Source organism: Pseudomonas nitroreducens (assembly GCF_010994165.1).
Taxonomy (GTDB): Bacteria; Pseudomonadota; Gammaproteobacteria; order Pseudomonadales; family Pseudomonadaceae; genus Pseudomonas; species Pseudomonas nitroreducens.
In genome coordinates, this window is the sequence record NZ_WMBX01000001.1 from 1087473 (window position 1) to 1107449 (window position 19977).

Here is a 19977-nt window from a genome sequence, read left to right on the forward strand (position 1 = left end):
GAGCCTTTTCCGTTACCGCCAACGCCTTACATGTTGGGGTAGTTCGGACCGCCGGTACCTTCCGGGGCCACCCAGGTGATGTTCTGGGCCGGGTCCTTGATGTCGCAGGTCTTGCAGTGCACGCAGTTCTGCGCGTTGATCTGGAAGCGCTTGCTGCCGTCGTCGTTGCTCACGACTTCGTACACGCCAGCCGGGCAGTAACGCTGCGCGGGCTCGTCGTAGAGCGGCAGGTTCTTCTCGATCGGGGTGTTCGGGTCGGCCAGCTTCAGGTGGATCGGCTGGTCTTCCTCGTGGTTGGTGTTGGACAGGAACACCGAGGACAGCTTGTCGAAGCTGAGTTTGCCGTCCGGTTTGGGATAGTCGATCTTCGGCGCTTCGCTGGCCTTCTTCAGGGTCGCGTAGTCCGGCGTCGTATCGTGCAGAGTGAACGGAAGCTTGCCGCCGAAGATGTTCTGGTCGATGAAGTTGAACGCACCGCCACCGATGGCGCCGAACTTGTGCATCGCCGGGCCGAAGTTGCGGCTGCTGAACAGCTCGTCATACAGCCAGCTGCCCTTGAAGGCATCGACGTAGTTGGTCAACTCGTCACCGCCTTCACGGCCGGCGAACAGGGCTTCGGCAACCGAGTCGGCGGCCAGCATGCCGGACTTCATCGCGGTGTGGCTGCCCTTGATCTTGGCGAAGTTCAGGGTGCCCAGGTCGCAGCCGATCAGCGCGCCGCCCGGGAAGACCATCTTCGGCAGCGAGTTCAGGCCGCCCTTGCAGATGGCGCGAGCGCCGTAGGCCACGCGCTTGCCGCCTTCCAGGTACTGCTTGATCACCGGGTGGTGCTTGTAGCGCTGGAACTCGTCGAACGGCGACAGGTGCGGGTTGGTGTAGGACAGGTCGATGATCAGGCCGACCACCACCTGGTTGTTCTCCAGGTGATAGAGGAAGGAGCCGCCCGGGTTGTCGTCGTTCAGCGGCCAGCCGGCGGTGTGCACCACCAGGCCCTGCTCGTGCTTGGCCGGGGCGATGTCCCAGATTTCCTTGATGCCGATACCGTAGTGCTGGGCGTCGGCTTCGCTGTCGAGCTTGTACTTCTTGATCAGCTGTTTGCCGATGTGGCCACGGCAGCCTTCGGCGAACAGGGTGTACTTGGCGCGCAGTTCCATGCCCGGGGTGTAGTAACCCTCTTTCGGATTGCCTTCGCGGTCGACGCCCAGGTCACCGGTGACAATGCCGCGCACCACGCCATTCTCGTCGATCAGCGCTTCCTGGGCGGCGAAGCCCGGGTAGATCTCGACGCCCAGGCCTTCGGCCTGCTGGGCCAGCCAGCGGCACAGGTTGCCCAGGGAGATGATGTAGTTGCCTTCGTTGTGCATGGTCTTGGGCACGAAGAAGTTCGGCACCTTGGCCGCCGCCTCAGGGCTCTTCAGCACATAGATGTCGTCGCGTTTGACGGGGGTGTTGAGCGGCGCTTCGAGTTCCTTCCAGTTGGGGAACAGCTCGTTCAGCGCGCGGGGCTCGAACACGGCGCCCGAGAGGATGTGGGCGCCCACTTCGGAACCCTTCTCGACCACACAGACGCTGATTTCCTGATCGGCGTCGGCGGCCTTCTGTTTCAGTCGGCATGCGGCGGACAGACCGGCAGGGCCCGCGCCGACGATGACGACGTCGAATTCCATGTACTCACGATCAGACAACGATTAACTCCTTCGCCACGGCTGGGCGGCGTTCATCAGGGGGTGGCGGTGAGAGGGGCGACGACCAGAAAATGCGAGATCGTCGGGCTCGTCCCCGGTTGCAGGAAGCGCCGCAAGTCATTTTCCTGGTCACGGTCGGCCAGGGTGCTGCGCCCTCGCTGGCGCAGGTATTCGCCCCAGGACGCGACGATGAAGCGTTCGCTGAATTGGTCCGGATGGGACAGGTCGCGGTACAGCAGCCAATGGCTGGCGCCGTCGCGGCGGCGGGTCCGGCCCAGATCGTGGATGTCGCGACAGAAGGCGTCCCGGTATTCGTTGGCGACCTGATAGATGATCTGCACGGCGACCGGTCCCTCAAGCGCGTCGGGTTCCTGGGCCAGCGGCAGTTCGCCCCAGTGCGCGGAAGGCGTGACCTCCGCCTCGTTGCCCATGCGCAACGGATAGCGACGAGTGACGAGTAGGCCGAGGAGGATGAGGCCGGCCGACAGGGTCAGTGTCCAGGAGACGCCGAGCCGATTAGCTACCGCGCCCCACAGGATGCCCCCTACTGCCATGGACCCCTGGAAGCTGAGCATGAAGATCGCCAGCGCGCGAGCGCGTACCCAGGCTGGAAGGGTGGTCTGGAAGGCGGCGCTGGTGGTCGAGTTGAAGCTGATCCAGGCGGCGCCGCCGAGTACCAGCGACGGGCTGATCAGGTGGACATTGGGTGCCCAGGCCGCGGTCAGCATGGCAGCTACGAAGATCAGGTTGGCCGCCGTCGCCAGGTGCGCGTAGCTGCGAATACGCGGGCGCAGGCGATTGAGCAGCAGGCCGCCCAGTACGGCGCCAGCCCCCAGGCTGCCCAGCAGTAGCCCGTAGCCGTTATGCGCGACCAGGGGGAGCAGTGCCCAGAGTCCGCTGGCGCAGCTGATGAAAGTCAACGTACGGAACAACTGCCCGTGCAGCTGGCGCGCGTGGCGAACGTAACGTATGCCGCCGCGCATGGCTGCAAGCAGGGGTTCCGGAGTGGGCGGCGACAACGTGGCGGGCCGGTATAGAAAGACAAAGATGAACAGAACGAGCAACAGCAGAACGATATTCAGGGCGAATACCCAGTTGATCCCGCTTGCGGCAATGACCGCGCCGGCGAGGGCCGGCCCAACGGCGCGAGCGGCGTTGTAGGCGATACCGTTGAGGTTGATCGCCGCGCCCAACGCGGCGCGAGGCACCGCGTCGGAGGTGGAAGCCTGCCAGGCGGGCACGCTGATCGCGCTACCGGTGCCCAGCAAAAAGGTCAGCGTCAACAGGCTCCAGGGCCCCAGAAGGGAGCTCAGCTGCATCAGATACAGCGCCAAGGTGGCAGCCAGCATAAAGGCGTGGGTGAGGATCAGCATGCGCCGGCGATCGAGCAAGTCGGCATAGACGCCGGCCGGCAAGCCGAACAGAAAGGCGGGGAGGGCAATGGCAGTCTGCACCAGCGCCACCATCAGCGGCGCTGGGTCGAATTTCACCATGAGCCAGGCTGCGGCGACGTTCTGCATCCACACACAGATGTTCGCTGTGAGCGCCGCGCACCATACCGCGCGGAACAGCGGATAGCCCAGCGGCGGCAGGCTGGTGGGCGGTTCCCGTGTCAAGGTAGTCTGTCCACCGGACGGCATCTGGCTGATCCCTTGGCGCTATCGCCTATTGTCAATTTTATGAACGGCGTTTAGCATTTTGAATATGCCCTGTGGGGCTGTCAATCGGCTTCTCGGCCCGCCACCAGCGTCGGGCGAGTAGGCCTACCGTCGAGCGATGCTCGCGATGCCAAGGGGAGTTGCAGAATGACCGATACCCGCGATTCGGATGGACAAGTCAGCACCCGCCAGGAAGGGCAGATCCTGCTGATCTGCATCGACCGCCCGGAAAAGCGCAACGGCTTCACGCCGAAGATGTTCGAGGAACTGGCCAAGGCCTTCACCCACCTGGAGGAGTCGCCCGACCTGTTCTGCGGCCTGCTCTACGCCGCCGGCGAGCATTTCACCGCAGGGCTCGACATGCCGAAGATCGCGCCGCTGCGGCAGGCCGGCCTGCCGCTGTTCCCGGCCAGCGAGGCGGACCCCTTCAACCTGCGCGAGCCACTGCGCAAGAAGCCGGTGGTGATCGCCCTCAAGGGGATCTGCTTCACCGTGGCGGTGGAGCTGATGCTGGCATCGGACATCGCCATCGCCGCGGACAACTGCCGCTTCTCCCAACTGGAGGTCAAGCGCGGCATCATGGCCGGCTGTGGGGCTACCATCCGCATGGTCGAGCGCGCCGGCTGGGGCAACGCCATGAAGATCCTGCTCACCGGCGACGAGTTCAGTGCCGCCGAGGCTTACCATATGAACTTCGTCCAGGAAGTCGTGCCGGCAGGCAGTGAGTTCGACAAGGCCATGGAATACGCGCTGAAGATCGCTGCCCAGGCGCCGCTGGCGGTCCAGGCCACTCGCGAAAACGCGCGCCTGTCCCTGGGGCAGGGGTGGCTTGCGGCGTACTCGAAAATCCAGGCGACGCAGAAATTCCTCTACAACACCGAGGACGCCAAGGAAGGGGTGCAGTCCTTCATCGAGAAGCGCGCCGCGCGCTTTGTCGGGCGTTGAGCCCGGGAGACGACAACAAGATGGCTAAAGGCCCACTCAGCAACATCCGTGTTCTCGACATGAGTCGAATTCTCGCCGGCCCCTGGGCCGCGCAAATGCTCGCCGACCTGGGCGCCGAGGTGATCAAGGTGGAGCGCCCGGGTAAGGGCGACGACTCTCGCCAGTTCGGCCCGCCGTTCCTCAAGGATGCCGAAGGACGCAACACCCGCGAGTCCTCCTTTTACATCAGTACCAACCGAAACAAGAAGTCCATCACCTGCGACATCGCCAAGGCTGAAGGGCAGGCGCTAATCCGCAGCCTGGTGGCGCAGTGCGATGTCTTGCTGGAGAACTACAAGGTCGGCGACCTGCAGCGCTATGGGCTCGACTACGCGAGCCTGCGTGAGGTCAACCCGCGCCTGGTCTACTGCTCGCTCACCGGCTTCGGCCAGACCGGCCCGTATTCCCCACGGCCCGGCTATGACTCGATCTTCCAGGCGATGGGCGGACTGATGAGCATCACCGGCCTTCCGGACGACGTGCCGGGGGGCGGCCCAATGAAGACCGGCCCGAGCCTGGCCGATATCCTGGCCGGACAGTACGCCGCTTACGCCATTCAGGCAGCGCTCTATGCGCGCGACGTCAACGGGGCGCCCGGCCAGCATATCGACGTGGCCTTGCTGGACGCGCTGATTGCATCGACCTCGCACTATGCCAGCCAGTACCTAGTGTCCGGCGACGTGCCAGTGCGCCGGGGTACCGAGGGCAACGGCGGCATGCCTTCGCGGATGTTCCAGTGCGCCGACGGTGGCATCATGATCGTCGCTGGCAACAACGAACAGTACGCCCGTTTCTGTGCCGTGCTCGGCCATCCCGAGCTGGCCACCGACGAGCGCTTCGCCGAGATCGCCCTGCGGGTGGTCAACCGCCGCGCCCTTGGCGAAGTCTTCGAACCCCTGGTGGCTTCCTGGAAGCTGCACGACCTGTTGGAAGCGCTCGACGCGGCAGGGGTACCCGCCGGGCCGATCAACGACATGCAGCAGGTCTTCGCCGATCCGCACGTCCAGGCTCGAGGCATGTGCGTCGAAAGCAGCCACCCGCTGGCGGCCGACGGCAAGGTCAGGCTGGTGGCCAACCCGGTGAAGTTCTCGGCGACACCTATCAGTGACTACAAGGCGCCGCCGGTGCAGGGCGAACACACCGAAGGGGTGCTAGGCGAACTCCTGGGCATGGACGCGTCGGCGGTCCAGGCCTTGCGCGAGCGGGGCGTCGTATAACAACCCGAAGGCTTCGGGGAGCCTGGCTCCCCGACGTCGTCACTGACGGAACAGCAGCAGTTCGTCCGGAACCTGGGTGAAGTCCCGGGTGTTGCCGATGCGTGGCGTCGCGCGGGGTGCCACCTCTGGCTGGAACGCGTGGCAGGCACCGCGCAGCGCTCGCGCGGGCTCGCGGCGCCCCGCGCGCATCTGATTGACATCGAAGCGCCGCGCCGTAGCGATCAGCGCGCAGATCTGTACGATGTATGCGGCTTCCAGCAGGTCCCCCGACAGTGTCTGTGCTGCCCAGCGGGAGAAACCTTCGCGGATGGATTGCCCGCTGTATTCGACGGGGGCGACTAGCACGCCGTCCCCGCAGGCCCAGAAGAGCAGGGGCCGTTCATCCAGCTCTACTTTCAAAACGCTGATGCCCGCACGAGCGTCTCCCACCTCCACGTCATATTGGCGCGCGCCATGGCCTCGGCAGGCGTGGCTCACGGCGAGCCAGAGCAGATCGTGCAGGTGCGTGCAGTGCAGGCGCGGATTAGCGTGGGCGCGGAAGCGCTGGCGATCGCCATCGATCGGAATGCCGACGAACTTCCGTAGCAGGGCAGGGGCCTCTGGGCAGGCGTCGGTGGGGGCGCGCAGGCTCTCGCCGGTGACCGCGGTGAGGCGCCCACCCGAATGTTCGATCTGCAGGCGGAAGGCGTGGTAGTCATCCTCCATCTCAGCGCGTACGGCGTTGGCGCTGCCATGCAGGCGTATCCGGCGGCGGAAGCAGCCGTTGCCGTAGTTGGGATTCAGCTCGACCTGAGGGAATTCGTCTGCCTCGATCATCCGCCATTACCTCCTGATACCTGTGTTGCGCCATGTAGCCAATCGGTGCAGACCTGCACCTCGAAGGCTGCGATGAAGGCGTCGACATCTCGCTGGATCACGCCGGCGTTTTCCGGCGTGTCAAACAGGCGCTCGGCGAGGTCTTGGGCCGAGGCGAAATACTGAAACGCGAACCCGGCGTAGATCGGGGGAAAGTCGCCTGAAGCGCGGACCAGTGCCTGCACCCAGTTGCGCTCGTAGCGCTGGCAACCGACATGGATGCGCTTGGCCAGGGGCACATGCTCATCCCACCGCTGACGTGTCTGGGCCGAGGTCAGGTCGGCGCGGGCCCGCCAGCAGGTGACCAGTTTCCTGCCGTTCGGTCCGGTGTCGGCGGGCAGCGTCGGGGAGTCCTTCTCCACGCATTCCTCCACCAGATAACTCGCCAGGGTCGCCTGGTCGGCGAATTGGCGATACAGAACATCGAGTACCTTCGGCGAGTCGCCCGCCTGCTCCAGGAGAAGATCGTAGCCGGCGTCCCGCCGCTCGAGTGGCTGGCTGACCCTGCAGCCTTCGGCCAGGCACCACTGCAACGAGCGAGGCAGGGCGGGCGCCTCGGGGTTGTGCCACTTCAACGTGGTGATGAACTTCATGCTGCGATCCCCTCGTTAGCTCATATGCGGAACTGTCCCACCGCTTCCCGGAGCCGCTGGGCGAGCTGGCTGAGGTCGGTGGAGAGTTCGGAGGTTTCCTCGGCCGCTATGCGGTTGGTTTCGCTCATGTGGGCCACGGACTCGATACGTTGCGCCATATCTTGGGTCGCCGCGCTCTGTTGGCCGATCGAGGTGGCGATCAGGCCCACTGCATCGGCGACCTGCAGGGACGAGGCGCGAATGGCGCTCATCCGCTCGGAGGCCTGATCAGAAAGGGACTTGCCGGTGCCGACCTGCGCGCTGACGCTGTGCATGCCGCTCATGGCATCTCGCGCCGCGCTCTGCATTGCCTGCACCATGCCGGCGATTTCCTCCGAGGAGCCGCTGGTGCGCGCCGCCAGTTGCCGGACCTCGTCGGCCACTACGGCAAAGCCGCGTCCCTGCTCGCCGGCGCGGGCTGCTTCGATTGCGGCGTTGAGCGCCAGCAGGTTGGTCTGCTCGGCGACATCCTTGATCACCTGCATGACCAGGGAGATCCGGTTTGAGTGCTGGCCCAGCGCTTCGATCAGACTCTCCGCGCCCTGCACGGTGGACGATATGGCGTCCATCTCGTCGTTGCTGCGGGCGATGATGTGGGTTCCCTGAGCTGCGGTGTCGCCGGCATCCTGCGCGCGTTGCCGAGCGTCATCGGTGTTGGTGCTGATATGGCCGATGCTGACGCTCATCTGTTCGATGGCGGCGGCGATCGCCGTTGCGGACTCACTCTGCCCAGCGGACGAGTCGCGCACTCGCTGCGAGGCCTGGCGCGCGTGCTCGGCCATTTCCCCGAGCTGCTCGGCGTTGCCCAGCACATCGCGCATGGACTGCTGCAGTTTCTCCAGCAGGCTATTGAATGCCGCGGTGGTCTGGCTGGCCTCGTCGCGCCCGCTTACTCTGGCGCGTAGCGTGAAGTCGTTATCGCGGGCAACGGCCACGATGGTCTCACGCATCCCTCGCAGCGCGCCGACGATTCCACGGGCGATCATCCAGGCGGAAATCAGCAGGCCGCCGAGGGCGACGCAGAAGATCGAGACGATCAGAGTCAGTGCCCGCTGCTGCTGGGCGAAGCCTTGCTGCCTGGCTTCGAGCGCGGCGGTCTTGTTCAGCTCAATCAGCCGATCAAGTTCTCGGGCCAGGTTGTTGATCGCGCCCTGGGAGGTCTGGTCGAGGCCGACGATCTGACTCATGCCCTGGCGCAAAGGCGCCCATTCCCGGATTTGTCGAAGCTGCCCCAGCACCGCGTTGATTTGTCCATTGGTGTCCTGGAAGTTGGCCCATTCCTGTTGGACCTTCTGCCATGCGGCTTCCTCTTGCTCGCCCTTGGGCAGCGCCGAGTAACTGTCGAAGGCCGACTGCGCTAGCGCCTCGGCATGCTGCTTGTCCTGCGCTACCGATTCGTAGAAGCCTCGCGCCTCTTCCAGGATCGGCCCCTTGTCGTCGACGCTCTCGAACTGGTCGAGGTTCCAGGCGATCATCTCGCGGGTGGCGTTCACCGTTGTCAGCTGGCCGAGGCGAAGGCTCAGCAACTGCTCCACTGCAGGAGCCCGCTGGTTGCTGATGAGCTCCAGTTGGTCGCCCAGTTGCTGGACGCCATACCAGCCGCTCGCGCCCACCAGCAACAACATCAGGGAAGAGAACAGGGCGATGATGGCCAGCTTGGCCTTGATCGAAAATGAACGCATGAGAAGAGTGCCTGTGGTCGGCGGCCCGGAGCGAGCCGAGCCTAGGAAGGCCTGGGTGACGTTCGCTGCGGGGAATCGACGCCCAGGGCTGCGTGAGCGCTGTTAGCGGCGCTCGGCAGGGCATTCATCGTCGACGCATGAGAGGCAGGTGGGGCATCGGGATTCGCTCGCATTGTTGTTTTTATTACATCGAATTATTGAACGATGTTCGTATATGTGTCCACGATTTTTGCTCCGTTCTATTCCGGCAACCCCATGCCGCGCAGGAACAGCCCGAGGATGCGCGCGGCTTCTTGCTCCGACTCTCCACCCCGATCATTCAGCAGCAGGAAGCCATAACCGCCGGTGCATAGGCTGGCCAGGTCCTGTGCGGCTAGGTCCATATCGCCGGCGCCCAGTTCGCCGGTCTGTTGCAGATGGCTCAGGTAGGCGCGCAGCGGCTCCAAGGTTTCGAGGCTCGCCTGGTGGATGGCCTGGGCGACATCAGGGAAGCGTGGGCTTTCGAAGATTGCCAGGCGTAGGAGGGCGAGGCTGTCCGGATCGCGCGCTTCGTCGATTAGAACCCGGATGAATTCGCCGATGACTTCCGCTGGACGACGGCCATCGATGCGCACCTGCTGCAAGGCGGCTCCGGGGGCATGGCAGGAGCGTTTGGTCACCGCGCGAAACAGCCCTTCCTTGCCACCGAAGTGCGCGTAGATGGTGCTTTTGCTGACACCGCTGGCCGCCGCGATTCGGTCTATGGTGGCTGCGCCGAAGCCTTCCGCAAGAAAGTGCTCCCGCGCCAGAGTCAGCAGATGGACGTGACGCTGCTCGGCCTGTTGGCGATTTGGGCGGCCACGCGGGGTGGTCGTCGCGGTTCTTTCTCGTTTCATATTATGAATGGCGTTCCTAAAGTTCTTGTGCTCTTTCATCGTTACCGTGAATACTAATCGAACGACATCGTTCAATTAAGCGAGGTGGCGATATGGCTAGCAAGGTCAGAGTGGGAATCATCAGCGCGAACTGGAGCCTGAAGGTGCATGGCGCGGCTTGGCGCACTCTACCGGGTGTAGAGGTGGCTGCCATCTGCACGGCGCACCGCGAGACGGCTGAGGCGGCGGCGCGCGAATTTGGCATCGGCAAGGCGTACTGGGACCATCGACGGATGCTCGATGACCCCGAGCTGGAGATCATCGACATTGGCACCCGGCCGTCCATTCGACAGTCGATGGTGCTCGATGCGCTGAACGCTGGTAAGCATGTCTACAGCGCCTTGCCCTTCGCCACTGACCTCGCGCATGCCCAGGCGATGGAGGCTGCGCGCGGACGCAACCACGTGGTTGGCGTGGTCGACGCGCAGTTCCGCTGGATTCCCGCGGCGATGCGGATGAAGCAGCTGATCGAACAGGGCTTCCTCGGGCGTCCGCTGGGGTTCAACGTGCAGTTGCTGCTGCCGCTGTTCCGTGACGGTGGCTTCGTCTATCCGCATTGCGCCTACCCAGGCGGCGGTCTGATGCCCTACAAATGGCTCGCTGACCGGGCCAGCGGCGGCAGTGGCTGGCGCAACTTTGCGACCCACTCGGTACTGCTGCTGACGCACCTGTTGGGGCCGGTCGCCCAGGCAAGCGGTTGTGTCGACATCGGCGTGCCGCGTTGGGAGCTGCCGGACGGAACGACACTGCAGGCGGGCAACGAAGACCTCGGCGTCGCCACCTTGCGCCTCGACAATGGCGCCATCGGCAGTCTGCAGGCCGGTTGGTGCGTACCCGACGCCCAGGGTTTGCGCCTGGAAGTGTGGGGGGATCGCGGGCGCCTGCTGCTAGTCGATCCGTCTTTTGGAGACGGGATTTCAGCGCAGCTGTACGGCAGCGACGCCCGACCGGTCGCCTTCGGCAGCAGCGCGGGGGAATGGTTGGAAGTGCCGGACGAGCTGTTCGCGGTGCCGGGAACAACGTTCGATGTGAACAACGCCCCGCCGGTCATGCTCCCCATGGCCTGGATGTTCCAGCATATGCTGGCGGCCATCCGAGGCGAAGAGCCGGCCTCGCCGAGCTTCGCTGAAGCCGTGCATGCGCAGTGGGTGGTAGAGCAGGTACTGACTTCGTCCGCCGCCGTTGCCTGACGGGCTCGGCGGTCTCAGCCCGCACCGAGGCGGGCGACGCTGCTCAGGACCAGGCGCACCAGGTCGGCCTGGCCCCGAGTGGCCGTCTTGGCGAAGATCTGCTTGGAGTAGGTGCGCACGGTCTGCTCGGTCAGCCCCAGGAATTGGGCCGCTTCGACCAGGCTGCTTCCCTGTGCCAGACGAAGTGCCAGCGATGCCTCGGTCGCGGTTAATCCGAGGAGCTTCATCAAGGGGTTCTCATAGTCGAGGGCCTCCGACACCCGGGCTTCGCTCCTGAGGTGGAGGACCAATGCCGGGCTGCTCTGGCAGACATGTCGCAGGGGACTGTGCAGCGCCCGCGCCAGCAACTCGAGGGGTGTCATCCCGGCTACGCGCATGGCGTGGCAGCCGGACGCTGATTCGTCGCCCAGGGCGTCTTCGAGCAGCGCTTGCAGGGCGCTGTCGTCCGCGGCAGCGGTCAGTTTCAACCGGTTGCCATGAATGCCCAAGGCTGGGTGCTCGGCGATGATGCGTCGCGCCGATTCATCTATTTCTAGCACTTCGCAGCGGCCGTCGAGCAGCAGGCTGCCGATACCGTAGTGCCCCAGTGCGTCGCGATAGACGCTCTGCTGGACGCTGCCCTTGGCGAGCACGGCGAACACTTTCAGCGCGCTGGACAGATGCGGTGCTAGCGCCCGCATCAGGGCCAGCTCCGCGGGTTCGTATGCGCGCGCTGGATGGCGCCGGGCGAGGGTGAGCCAGGCGCGCAGGCCGCCGGGTTCGGCAACGTGCAGGATCACCAACTGGTCCATTCCCGCCGGCCTGAGGAACTCGCGATGGAAGCGCCGCCCCTCCGGGCCGGCCTGGGCCAGGATGTCATCCAGCCGGTAAAGCGTGCCGGGCTGCATATCCAAGTAGTCGATGGGGTCGAGCCGGGCGTAGGTATCGCGATAGGGACGTTCGTGCCGCCCGCAATCCCAGTCGGCGTCCTGGATGGCCTGCCTGTGTTGCGGCGCTCCGGCCAGGCCATGGAAGGCGAGATTCGCATAACCGCTATCCAGCCGGTCCCGCAGCGCGCGCAGGAAACCGCGCCAGGGCGCCGCCTCGATCGGCCCTTCGTAGAGCGACTGCAGCAGGGCGTCGTCGGTGACCCGCTGCGCGCCGTCGGCAGGCGATTGTGGCGCGGGCGGGGTGGCGACTCTCGAAATCATAACTCTCTCCCCAAATGGGAATGGGTTTGCACGCTGCGTGAGTTCATTATTCGGAACGAGATGCGAATTCCTAAACAAAAAGGTAGCCAAAGGCCGCCTGCAGAACAATAACCGGGAGGCACGCGTTCCATGAAAGCAGCAATCTTCAGGCAGGCAGGACAACCCCTGGCAGTTGAGGACGTTCCCGACCCGACTCCGGGGCCAGGCGAGATCGTGGTGCAGGTGGGGCGTTGTGGCATTTGCGGCACCGATCTGCACATGACCAGTGGTCATGGTTACACCTATCCGGCGGGAACCACCCCCGGCCACGAGTTCGCGGGCGAGGTGGTGGCGATCGGCGGGGGGGTGCGCAAGCTCAAGGTGGGCGACAGGGTCGCGTCCCTGCCGATGACTGGGTGCGGGGCATGCATCGCTTGCCAGGAGGGTACGCCGTTCTTCTGCAGCCAAAGCATGCGCGGGCTTCCGGGGGCCTTCGCGCAGTACACCCTAGCGACCGAGCGTGAGAGTGTGAAGCTGCCCACCAGCCTGAGCCTGGCCGACGGCGCCTTAGTGGAGCCGCTCGCTGTGGGGCTGCATGGCGTGGCTTTGGCACAGATGGCACCCGGCGCGCGAGTGCTGGTGCTGGGGGCGGGGCCGATCGGGCTGGCGACCGTGTTCTGGGCGCGCCGCTTGGGCGCCGGAGCCATCGCCGTCAGTGCCGCTTCCCGGCGCCGCGAGCCTCTGGCCAGGGAGATGGGCGCGGACGCTTTCCTCGATCCCGAGCTAGCACCGGAGCAGGCCGCGCAGGCGGCACTCGGCGGCGCGCCGGACCTTGTGTTCGAGTGCGCAGGCGCCCCCGGGCTGATCGCCCAGGCAGTCGGCGCCGTGCGCAGTCGGGGAACGGTGGTCGTACTCGGTTGCTGCAGCGTGCCGGACACCTTCGTCCCGGCAGCGGGCCTATTCAAGGAGGTCCGACTGCAGTTCGCCAACACCTACAGCGTGGCGCAGTTCGAGCACGTGGCGCGGACGCTCGATGCCGGCCATCTGGAGCCGCGTGCGATGGTCACCGACACCGTCGGCCTGCAGGCCCTGCCGGCCACCTTCGAGGCGCTCCGCGAACGCACCGCGCAATGCAAGGTCCTGCTCGACCCCTGGCGCTGAGCGTCGAACCCACGCGAATCGCTATCACCAGCTGACCCTGAGGAGAATATTGTGGCAGCACCCGCGCGCTTCACCGGCAGCGAGGCCCTTCTGCATGAATCGGCTTCGCTCGCCACCGGCCTGGAGGATTTCGGCCGCGACGACTACCTGGACGGCCTCGGTGTCCTTTTGAAAGCCCTGGATACCGACCTGCAACCGACCGCGATGGGGCGGGAAATCGCCTGGGGCATGCTGGTCGGGGTTATGAGCGCCCGCCTGCATACCCAGGAAGGCTGGCGCCGTCGCCCGGACTGCCTTGGCCATCACATACGCCGCCCGCTGGTCATCACAGGCATGCCTCGCAGCGGCACCACCGCCCTGCACAAGTTGCTGGCCTTGGACACGCAGTTCCAGGGGCTGGAGCACTGGCTCAGCGAGACGCCCATGGTGCGGCCGCCACGGGCGAGCTGGGAGGGCAATATCCACTTCCAGCGTTCCCGGAGGAACCTCGAGCAGTTCTTCGCGATAGTTCCGGAGCTGCGCGCTGGCCACGAGATCGTGGTGGATGAGGTGGACGAATGCCTTGAGATTCTCAAGCAGTCCTTCGTCAGCAACTGGTTCGTCGGCAGCCTCGGCGTGCCGAGCTATGACGCCTGGTTCCTTGGCCAGTCGGAGCTGCCTTCCTACCGCCGCTACGCCGATGTTCTGCGTTTGATCGGCGCGGACGAACCGGACAAGCCTTGGCTGCTGAAGAACCCAGGGCATATCGCCCAGCTCGAGGCGCTTCTCCAGGTATTCCCGGACGCCTGCGTGGTGCAGACCCATCGCGATCCGGCGCAGGCGCTGCCGTCACTGTGCAGCGTCCTGAGCATGGCCCGGCGCGTGGTGGAAGGCGAGGGCGTGCAGCTCCTCGGGATTGGTGGCCGCGAAAGCGCCTATTGGCGGCAGGCTCTCGATCGCGCCGTGGAACTGCGCGAGTCGCTCGGCGGGCGGGTTTTCGATGTCGATCACCGGCGCTTCCACAGTGACCCGCTGGGGGTAGTCAAGGCGCTGTACGGCCACTTCGGGTTCACCCTAGACGCCGAGGTGGAACAGCGAATGGATCGCTGGATCGCCGAGAGCCCCACTACTCGGCACGGCGAGCATCGCTACACGCCGCAACGCTTCGGCTTGGAGCAAGAGGCGATCCGCCGCGAGTTCGGCGGCTATTCCCGCCGATTTGGCCTGGCCGGCGTCACCGATGACACTCGAGAAGGGGAAGTGCAGGCATGACGTTGCTTTCGTGGAACCACTACCTGGAATTGCTGCAGCCGGCCGAGGAACTCCTCGAACTGACTTGGGCGCCGGGCGACGAGCAGATGCGCGCGGACCTGTACCGCCAGCAGTTGATGAATCTGGCGCTTGGGTACTTCCTGTACTTCCAGGCCGACCCTGCCCATCCGGACTGGGCGCCGTTCCTAAACTCGGTGTTCCTGCTGCAGCCAAACCCGGACGACACTTACTACCTGGCGCCGATCTGCGGCGAGGGCACCTACCGGATCAGTGGGGAGCGGGGCAGCGTACACCTGCTGCTGTTCTCCATCGGCAAGGACATGATGGGTCTAAGCGAGCAGCCGGGGGCGACCTTCGCCAACCACGATGCCGAAACTCTGAGCCTGGCCGAAGGGGGCGCCTTCGAGGTGCTCCTGAGCCGCGAGCGCCCCGACGGCCATGCGGGGGACTGGTGGGCGCTGGACCCCGAGGCCACCTACGTCATGGTCCGCCAGCGCTCCTACCGGTGGGGCGTCGAACGGGACGCGCGGCTCGCCATCGAGCGCCTGGACGCGCCGGCGGCCGACGCCCGCCTGGAGCCGGCCGAAGTGGATCGACGCATGCGCGAGCTGCTTGGCGGCTTCACCCAGCGGCTGACGCGGATGTGGCTGCGGCACCAGAATGGCCTGCGCGACCGTGGCCAGGTCAACCGCCTGGAGCTGACGACCTTCGGTGGCGCCGTCAGCGGTCAGTCCTACTGGCAGTCGGTCTTCGAGGTGGGGCCCGACGATGCCCTGATTCTTGAGGTCCGGTTGCCAGAGACGTGTCGCTACTGGAACGTTCAGCTCAACGATCCGCTGTTCAACGCCATCGACTACTTGCGTCATCAAAGCAGCTTGAATGGGAGCCAGGTGAGCGTCGATGCGGATGGTTGCTTCCGCGCTGTGATTGCACAGCGCGACCCTGGCGTCGCCAACTGGTTGGATACCGGCGGCTATTCCCAGGGCACCCTGATCGGCCGCTGGTACGAAGCCAGTTCCCATCCGCTGCCGACCCTGACCCGCGTCCCGCTGAGCGCCCTGCGCGAGCGGTTGCCGGCGAGTACTTCAATGCTGACAGCAGAGCAGCGGCGGACCGCGCTCGCGGATCGGCGTCGCGGGGCGCAATTGCGCCGCCGCTGGTGACGCCGCGAAGAACAGCATCAGAACAACAAAAACGAGGACAAGGCCATGAATACTGCTTCGCTGCACAACGGCTGCCATTTCCTACCGGGGTTCTTCCAGATCGCCTACGTCACCACCGACCTGGAGCAGGCCATGCGTACCTTCGACGAGCAATACGGCGTGAAGCGCTACTTCGAACTGCGCGATGTCGCCTATGACGAGCGCACCCGTGTTTCCATCGCCACCGCCTATGCCGGCGACGTGATGATCGAGCTCATCGAACCCAAGGGGGAGGGCGGCAGTATCTATGAGCTGTTGCTGCCCCAAGATGGCGACTTCGCCATTCGCCACCATCACATGGGGCACCTGTTCCAGCGCGAAGAAGATTTGAAGCAGGCCGTGCAGCTTGCTACGCGAAAGGGCCAGGCTATTGCCTACGAGGGTGGAATGGGGGGTGTCCTGAAGGCCGTGTACATCGATACCCGCGACGTGCTCGGGCATTACCTGGAGTACATCCATTGCACTCCCGTCGGTCTGGAGTTTCTCAACCAGGCGCCGCGCAACTAGATGGAGGGCAGGTTCATGACGCTTACCCATCTGCAGCGGCTCGAAGCAGAGAGCATCCAGATTCTGCGGGAGGTGGTCGCCGAGGCGGAGAACCCGGTGATGCTCTATTCCATCGGCAAGGACAGCGCGGTGATGCTGCACCTGGCGATGAAAGCCTTCTATCCCGCCATTCCGCCTTTCCCACTGCTGCATGTCGACACGCGCTGGAAATTCCGCGATATGTACGACTTTCGCGAGCGCATGGTTCGCGAGACGGGCATGGAACTGCTGGTCCACATCAACCCCGAGGGCGTCGAGAAGGACATCAACCCCTTCACCCATGGCTCGGCCATCCATACCGACGTCATGAAAACCCAGGGCCTGAAACAGGCCCTGGACAAGTACGGTTTCGACGCCGCCTTCGGTGGCGCGCGACGCGACGAAGAGAAGTCACGCGCCAAGGAACGGGTATTTTCCTTCCGCTCCGACCAGCACCGCTGGGACCCGAAGAGCCAGCGCCCGGAACTGTGGAAGCTGTACAACGCCCGAAAGCGCAAGGGGGAGTCGATTCGCGTGTTTCCGCTGTCGAACTGGACCGAGCTCGACATCTGGCAATACATCTACCTCGAGAACATCCCCATCGTGCCTCTCTACTACGCGGCGCTCCGCCCGGTGGTGGAGCGCGACGGCACCTTGATCATGGTCGACGACGAGCGCATGCCCTTGCGCCAGGGCGAGACGCCGATGATGAAGAATGTGCGCTTCCGTACTCTGGGGTGCTACCCCCTGACCGGCGCCATCGAGTCCGAAGCCGACACACTGCAGGCGATCATCCAGGAAATGCTGCTGACGCGTACCTCGGAGCGCCAGGGGCGGGTCATCGACCATGACTCCGCCGCCTCCATGGAACTCAAGAAGCAAGAGGGGTACTTCTGATGGCACATGTTTCCGACCTCATCGCCACGGACATCGAGCAGTACCTCAGGAACCACCAGCACAAGAGCCTGCTGCGCTTCATCACCTGCGGTAGCGTGGATGACGGCAAGAGCACGCTCATCGGGCGCCTGCTCTACGAATCGAAGATGCTCTTCGAGGACCAACTCGCCGCCGTCAAGGCGGACTCGAAGAAATGGGGCACGCAGGGTGACCAGATCGACTTCGCCCTGCTGGTCGACGGGCTGGCCGCCGAGCGCGAGCAGGGCATCACCATCGACGTAGCCTACCGCTTCTTTTCCACCGACAGGCGCAAGTTCATCGTTGCCGACACCCCGGGCCACGAGCAATACACCCGTAACATGGTCACCGGCGCCTCGACCGCGGATGCAGCCGTGCTGATGGTCGACGCGCGCAAGGGCCTGCTGACCCAGACCCGGCGCCACAGCTACCTGGTGAAGCTCCTCGGCATCCAGCACATCGTGGTGGCGATCAACAAAATGGACCTGGTCGACTACTCGGAGCAGGTGTTCCGCCGCATCGTGGAGGACTACCGCGAGTTCGCCAGGCGAATCGGCCTGGAAAACGTGACCTTCATACCAATGTCGGCCTTCAAGGGGGACAACATCGTCGCCCCCGGCGCGGCCATGCCCTGGTACCAGGGCACCACTCTGATGGCCCACCTGGAGTCCGTCGAGATCGACGACGAGCGGATGCAGCGCCAGCCGTTCCGGTTGCCTGTGCAGTGGGTGAATCGGCCCAGCCTGGATTTCCGTGGCTTCGCCGGCACCATCGCTTCTGGAGAGGTTCGCCCTGGCGATCGCATTCGCGTACAACCCTCGGGCAAGGAAAGCGGCGTCGAACGCATCGTCACCCGTGACGGTGACCTGCCGCTAGCCGTGGCGGGCCAGTCGATAACGCTCACATTGCGGGACGAGATAGATATCTCCCGGGGGGACGTCATTTCCATCGCCGAGAACCCTGCGGAAGTGGCGGATCAGTTCGAGGCAACCCTGGTCTGGATGACCGAGGAGCCTCTGTTCCCTGGGCGCCCCTACCTGCTGAAATGCGGCACGCGTACCGCGAACGTCCAGGTCAGCCAGCTCAAGCACAAGGTCAATGTGAACACGCTGGAACACCTGGCGGCCAAGGCCCTGGAGCTCAACGAGATTGGCATCGTCAACCTGGCGCTGGACCGGCCGCTGGCCTTCGACGCCTACCGTGACAACCGCGACCTGGGCAGCTTCGTCGTCATCGACCGCCTGACCAACAACACGGTAGGCGCCGGGATGCTGCACTTCGCCTTGCGGCGCGCCCACAATATCCACTTGCAGTCCCTGGATGTGGACAAGGCCGCGCGCGCCCGTCTCAAGAGCCAGAAACCTTGCGTTCTGTGGTTCACCGGCCTGTCGGGGGCGGGCAAGTCGACCATCGCCAACCTGGTGGAGAAGACGCTCGATGCCATGGGGCGACACACCTACCTGCTCGATGGCGATAACGTCCGGCACGGGCTCAACCGGGACCTGGGCTTTACCGAGGCCGATCGCGTCGAGAACATCCGGCGAGTTGCTGAGGTGGCCAAACTGATGGTCGATGCCGGTCTGCTCGTCATTACCGCTTTCATCTCTCCGTTCTGCGCGGAGCGGAGGATGGCGCGCGAACTGCTGGAAGGGGACGAGTTCATCGAGATCTTCGTCGATACCCCGCTGGCGATTGCCGAGGAGCGCGATCCGAAGGGGCTGTACAAGAAGGCCAGGCGTGGCGAGCTGAAGCATTTCACGGGCATCGATTCGCCCTACGAGGCGCCGCAAAGTCCCGAATTGCGGCTCGATACCGTAGGGCTTTCCGCCGAGGACGCGGCCCAGCGGGTGATCGCGGAGCTTAAGGCGCTGGGAATCATCTGAGCCCAGGCGATGGACTTGCCGCTACTGCGGGTGGCCCGCTCGACGGGTCACCCGCGCCCTTCAATAGATGGATCTGGCACATGACGAGTTTCGATGTCTTCAACGGGGACGCCGATGGCATCTGCGCACTCACCCAGCTGCGTCTGGCCTCGCCGCGCGAGGCGGTTCTGGTCACTGGCGTCAAGCGCGACATCCAGTTGCTTGACCGGGTGTGGGCCGCAGCCGGCGATCAGGTCACGGTGCTCGATGTCTCCATGGACAAGAATCGTGCCTCACTCGACCGGCAGCTCGCGGCTGGAGCCGAGGTGTTCTACGTCGATCATCATTTCGCTGGCGAGATACCTGCGGCGCCGCGCCTGCGCACATTGATCAACGAGGCGCCGGATGTCTGCACCAGCCTTCTGGTCAATGGCCACCTGCAGGGGCGCTTCGCGCGCTGGGCGGTGGTCGGCGCCTACGGCGACAACCTCCGGCAAAGCGCGCAGGCGGCGGCTCGGCAACTCGACCTGACGTCGGCGGAGCTGGCCTTGCTGGAGGAGCTTGGCACCTGCATCAACTACAACGGTTATGGCGAACGGGTGGAGGACCTGCATTACGCACCGGATGAGCTCTTCTTGAGGGTCAGTCATTACGCAGACCCGCTCGACTTCATCCGCGACGACCGCGAACACTTCGAACGTCTGCACGATGGTTACCATGAGGACATGCGTTGCGTCGAAGCGCTGGTGCCGCTGTCCTCTGACGGGCGAACGGCCGTTTACATACTTCCCGATCAACCCTGGGCGCGGCGCGTCAGTGGTGTGTACGGCAACCAACTGAGCAACCGCTATCCCGAAAGAGCCCACGCTGTACTGACCCCGAATGTGGATGGCGGCTATGTGGTTAGCGTGCGCGCACCGCTCGCGAACAAGGTCGGCGCGGCAGACTTGTGCCGGCAGTTCCTGACTGGGGGTGGGCGCGCGGCGGCGGCCGGGATCAACCACCTGCCCACGTCGGAATTGGACAACTTCATCGCTCGCTTGCGTGTCGCCTACCGTTGAGTCCGCTCCCAGAC

17 protein-coding genes and 1 pseudogene are annotated in these 19977 nt (G+C 64.7%); 10 read left to right on the top strand and 8 right to left on the bottom strand.

Annotated elements, in window-relative coordinates:
• Nucleotides 1-26 precede the first annotated feature (26 nt).
• Both GJV37_RS05195 and GJV37_RS05200 read right to left on the bottom strand, forming a co-directional pair.
• Nucleotides 27-1667, bottom strand: a complete 1641-nt coding sequence (locus GJV37_RS05195) for an electron transfer flavoprotein-ubiquinone oxidoreductase (protein ID WP_193452307.1) — start codon at nucleotides 1665-1667, stop codon at nucleotides 27-29.
• A 53-nt stretch (nucleotides 1668-1720) separates the two neighbouring features.
• Nucleotides 1721-3301, bottom strand: a complete 1581-nt coding sequence (locus tag GJV37_RS05200; protein ID WP_171049564.1) for an MFS transporter — start codon at nucleotides 3299-3301, stop codon at nucleotides 1721-1723.
• Between the two features lie 189 nt (nucleotides 3302-3490).
• On the opposite strand from GJV37_RS05200, the gene GJV37_RS05205 reads away from it, so the two are divergent.
• Together GJV37_RS05205 and GJV37_RS05210 are read left to right on the top strand one after the other, a co-directional pair.
• Nucleotides 3491-4288 (top strand): crotonase/enoyl-CoA hydratase family protein, encoded by a 798-nt coding sequence (locus GJV37_RS05205; RefSeq protein ID WP_138526479.1) that lies wholly within the window; start codon nucleotides 3491-3493, stop codon nucleotides 4286-4288.
• Nucleotides 4289-4308: 20 nt separating this feature from the next.
• Nucleotides 4309-5544 (top strand): CaiB/BaiF CoA transferase family protein, encoded by a 1236-nt coding sequence (locus GJV37_RS05210; protein ID WP_138526478.1) that lies wholly within the window; start codon nucleotides 4309-4311, stop codon nucleotides 5542-5544.
• Between the two features lie 39 nt (nucleotides 5545-5583).
• On the opposite strand, the gene GJV37_RS05215 is transcribed toward GJV37_RS05210, so the two are convergent.
• From GJV37_RS05215 to GJV37_RS05230, 5 genes and pseudogenes are all read right to left on the bottom strand, one after another.
• On the bottom strand, nucleotides 5584-6360 hold the full coding sequence (locus GJV37_RS05215) for a DUF2889 domain-containing protein (protein ID WP_138526477.1): 777 nt from the start codon (nucleotides 6358-6360) through the stop codon (nucleotides 5584-5586).
• Nucleotides 6357-6992: an EthD domain-containing protein gene (locus GJV37_RS05220; RefSeq protein ID WP_138526476.1), complete on the bottom strand. Its 636-nt coding sequence runs from the start codon at nucleotides 6990-6992 to the stop codon at nucleotides 6357-6359. Before GJV37_RS05220 ends, GJV37_RS05215 begins: the two co-directional genes overlap by 4 nt.
• 20 nt (nucleotides 6993-7012) lie before the next feature.
• A complete protein-coding gene (locus GJV37_RS29775) occupies nucleotides 7013-7852 on the bottom strand; it encodes a methyl-accepting chemotaxis protein (RefSeq protein ID WP_425326832.1) in 840 nt (279 codons plus the stop codon).
• A gap of 15 nt (nucleotides 7853-7867) precedes the next feature.
• Nucleotides 7868-8713 (bottom strand): annotated as a pseudogene (locus GJV37_RS29780) (Tar ligand binding domain-containing protein); the annotation flags it as partial.
• 239 nt (nucleotides 8714-8952) lie between these two features.
• Nucleotides 8953-9627 carry a TetR/AcrR family transcriptional regulator gene (locus GJV37_RS05230; RefSeq protein WP_138526474.1) on the bottom strand — a complete coding sequence of 225 codons (675 nt, stop codon included), beginning with the start codon at nucleotides 9625-9627 and terminating at the stop codon, nucleotides 8953-8955.
• 53 nt (nucleotides 9628-9680) lie between these two features.
• On the opposite strand from GJV37_RS05230, the gene GJV37_RS05235 reads away from it, so the two are divergent.
• The gene (locus GJV37_RS05235; protein WP_193452192.1) at nucleotides 9681-10817 is read left to right on the top strand and encodes a Gfo/Idh/MocA family protein; all 1137 of its coding nucleotides are present in this window, start codon (nucleotides 9681-9683) and stop codon (nucleotides 10815-10817) included.
• 14 nt (nucleotides 10818-10831) lie between these two features.
• Here GJV37_RS05235 and GJV37_RS05240 read toward each other — a convergent pair whose 3' ends face one another.
• Nucleotides 10832-12007, bottom strand: a complete 1176-nt coding sequence (locus tag GJV37_RS05240) for a helix-turn-helix transcriptional regulator (protein WP_138526472.1) — start codon at nucleotides 12005-12007, stop codon at nucleotides 10832-10834.
• A gap of 129 nt (nucleotides 12008-12136) precedes the next feature.
• Here GJV37_RS05240 and GJV37_RS05245 point away from each other — a divergent pair, with 129 nt between their 5' ends.
• From GJV37_RS05245 to GJV37_RS05275, 7 genes are all read left to right on the top strand, one after another.
• A complete protein-coding gene (locus GJV37_RS05245; protein WP_138526471.1) occupies nucleotides 12137-13147 on the top strand; it encodes an alcohol dehydrogenase catalytic domain-containing protein in 1011 nt (336 codons plus the stop codon).
• 51 nt (nucleotides 13148-13198) lie between these two features.
• Nucleotides 13199-14398, top strand: a complete 1200-nt coding sequence (locus GJV37_RS05250; protein WP_138526470.1) for a sulfotransferase family protein — start codon at nucleotides 13199-13201, stop codon at nucleotides 14396-14398.
• Entirely contained in the window at nucleotides 14395-15561 is a 1167-nt protein-coding gene (locus tag GJV37_RS05255; protein WP_138526469.1) for a DUF1214 domain-containing protein, read from the top strand. The genes GJV37_RS05250 and GJV37_RS05255 overlap by 4 nt, the downstream gene beginning before the upstream one ends.
• Before the next feature lie 45 nt (nucleotides 15562-15606).
• Nucleotides 15607-16107, top strand: coding sequence for a VOC family protein (locus tag GJV37_RS05260; protein WP_138526468.1), 501 nt, complete (start codon nucleotides 15607-15609; stop codon nucleotides 16105-16107).
• 15 nt (nucleotides 16108-16122) lie between these two features.
• A complete protein-coding gene (gene cysD / locus GJV37_RS05265) occupies nucleotides 16123-17022 on the top strand; it encodes a sulfate adenylyltransferase subunit CysD (protein ID WP_138526467.1) in 900 nt (299 codons plus the stop codon).
• Nucleotides 17022-18923, top strand: coding sequence for a sulfate adenylyltransferase subunit CysN (gene cysN, locus GJV37_RS05270; protein WP_138526466.1), 1902 nt, complete (start codon nucleotides 17022-17024; stop codon nucleotides 18921-18923). Before cysD ends, cysN begins: the two co-directional genes overlap by 1 nt.
• Nucleotides 18924-19003: 80 nt before the next feature.
• Entirely contained in the window at nucleotides 19004-19963 is a 960-nt protein-coding gene (locus GJV37_RS05275) for a DHHA1 domain-containing protein (RefSeq protein ID WP_138526465.1), read from the top strand.
• Nucleotides 19964-19977: the final 14 nt, after the last annotated feature.

Coding starts and splice junctions, on each gene's coding strand:
- GJV37_RS05195 (WP_193452307.1), bottom strand. CDS start 1,667: ATGGAATTCGACGTCGTCATCGTCGGCGCGGGCCCTGCCGGTCTGTCC.
- GJV37_RS05205 (WP_138526479.1), top strand. CDS start 3,491: ATGACCGATACCCGCGATTCGGATGGACAAGTCAGCACCCGCCAGGAA.
- GJV37_RS05210 (WP_138526478.1), top strand. CDS start 4,309: ATGGCTAAAGGCCCACTCAGCAACATCCGTGTTCTCGACATGAGTCGA.
- GJV37_RS05215 (WP_138526477.1), bottom strand. CDS start 6,360: ATGATCGAGGCAGACGAATTCCCTCAGGTCGAGCTGAATCCCAACTAC.
- GJV37_RS05220 (WP_138526476.1), bottom strand. CDS start 6,992: ATGAAGTTCATCACCACGTTGAAGTGGCACAACCCCGAGGCGCCCGCC.
- GJV37_RS29775 (WP_425326832.1), bottom strand. CDS start 7,852: ATGCGCGATGTGCTGGGCAACGCCGAGCAGCTCGGGGAAATGGCCGAG.
- GJV37_RS05230 (WP_138526474.1), bottom strand. CDS start 9,627: ATGAAAGAGCACAAGAACTTTAGGAACGCCATTCATAATATGAAACGA.
- GJV37_RS05235 (WP_193452192.1), top strand. CDS start 9,681: ATGGCTAGCAAGGTCAGAGTGGGAATCATCAGCGCGAACTGGAGCCTG.
- GJV37_RS05240 (WP_138526472.1), bottom strand. CDS start 12,007: ATGATTTCGAGAGTCGCCACCCCGCCCGCGCCACAATCGCCTGCCGAC.
- GJV37_RS05245 (WP_138526471.1), top strand. CDS start 12,137: ATGAAAGCAGCAATCTTCAGGCAGGCAGGACAACCCCTGGCAGTTGAG.
- GJV37_RS05255 (WP_138526469.1), top strand. CDS start 14,395: ATGACGTTGCTTTCGTGGAACCACTACCTGGAATTGCTGCAGCCGGCC.
- GJV37_RS05260 (WP_138526468.1), top strand. CDS start 15,607: ATGAATACTGCTTCGCTGCACAACGGCTGCCATTTCCTACCGGGGTTC.
- cysD (WP_138526467.1), top strand. CDS start 16,123: ATGACGCTTACCCATCTGCAGCGGCTCGAAGCAGAGAGCATCCAGATT.
- cysN (WP_138526466.1), top strand. CDS start 17,022: ATGGCACATGTTTCCGACCTCATCGCCACGGACATCGAGCAGTACCTC.
- GJV37_RS05275 (WP_138526465.1), top strand. CDS start 19,004: ATGACGAGTTTCGATGTCTTCAACGGGGACGCCGATGGCATCTGCGCA.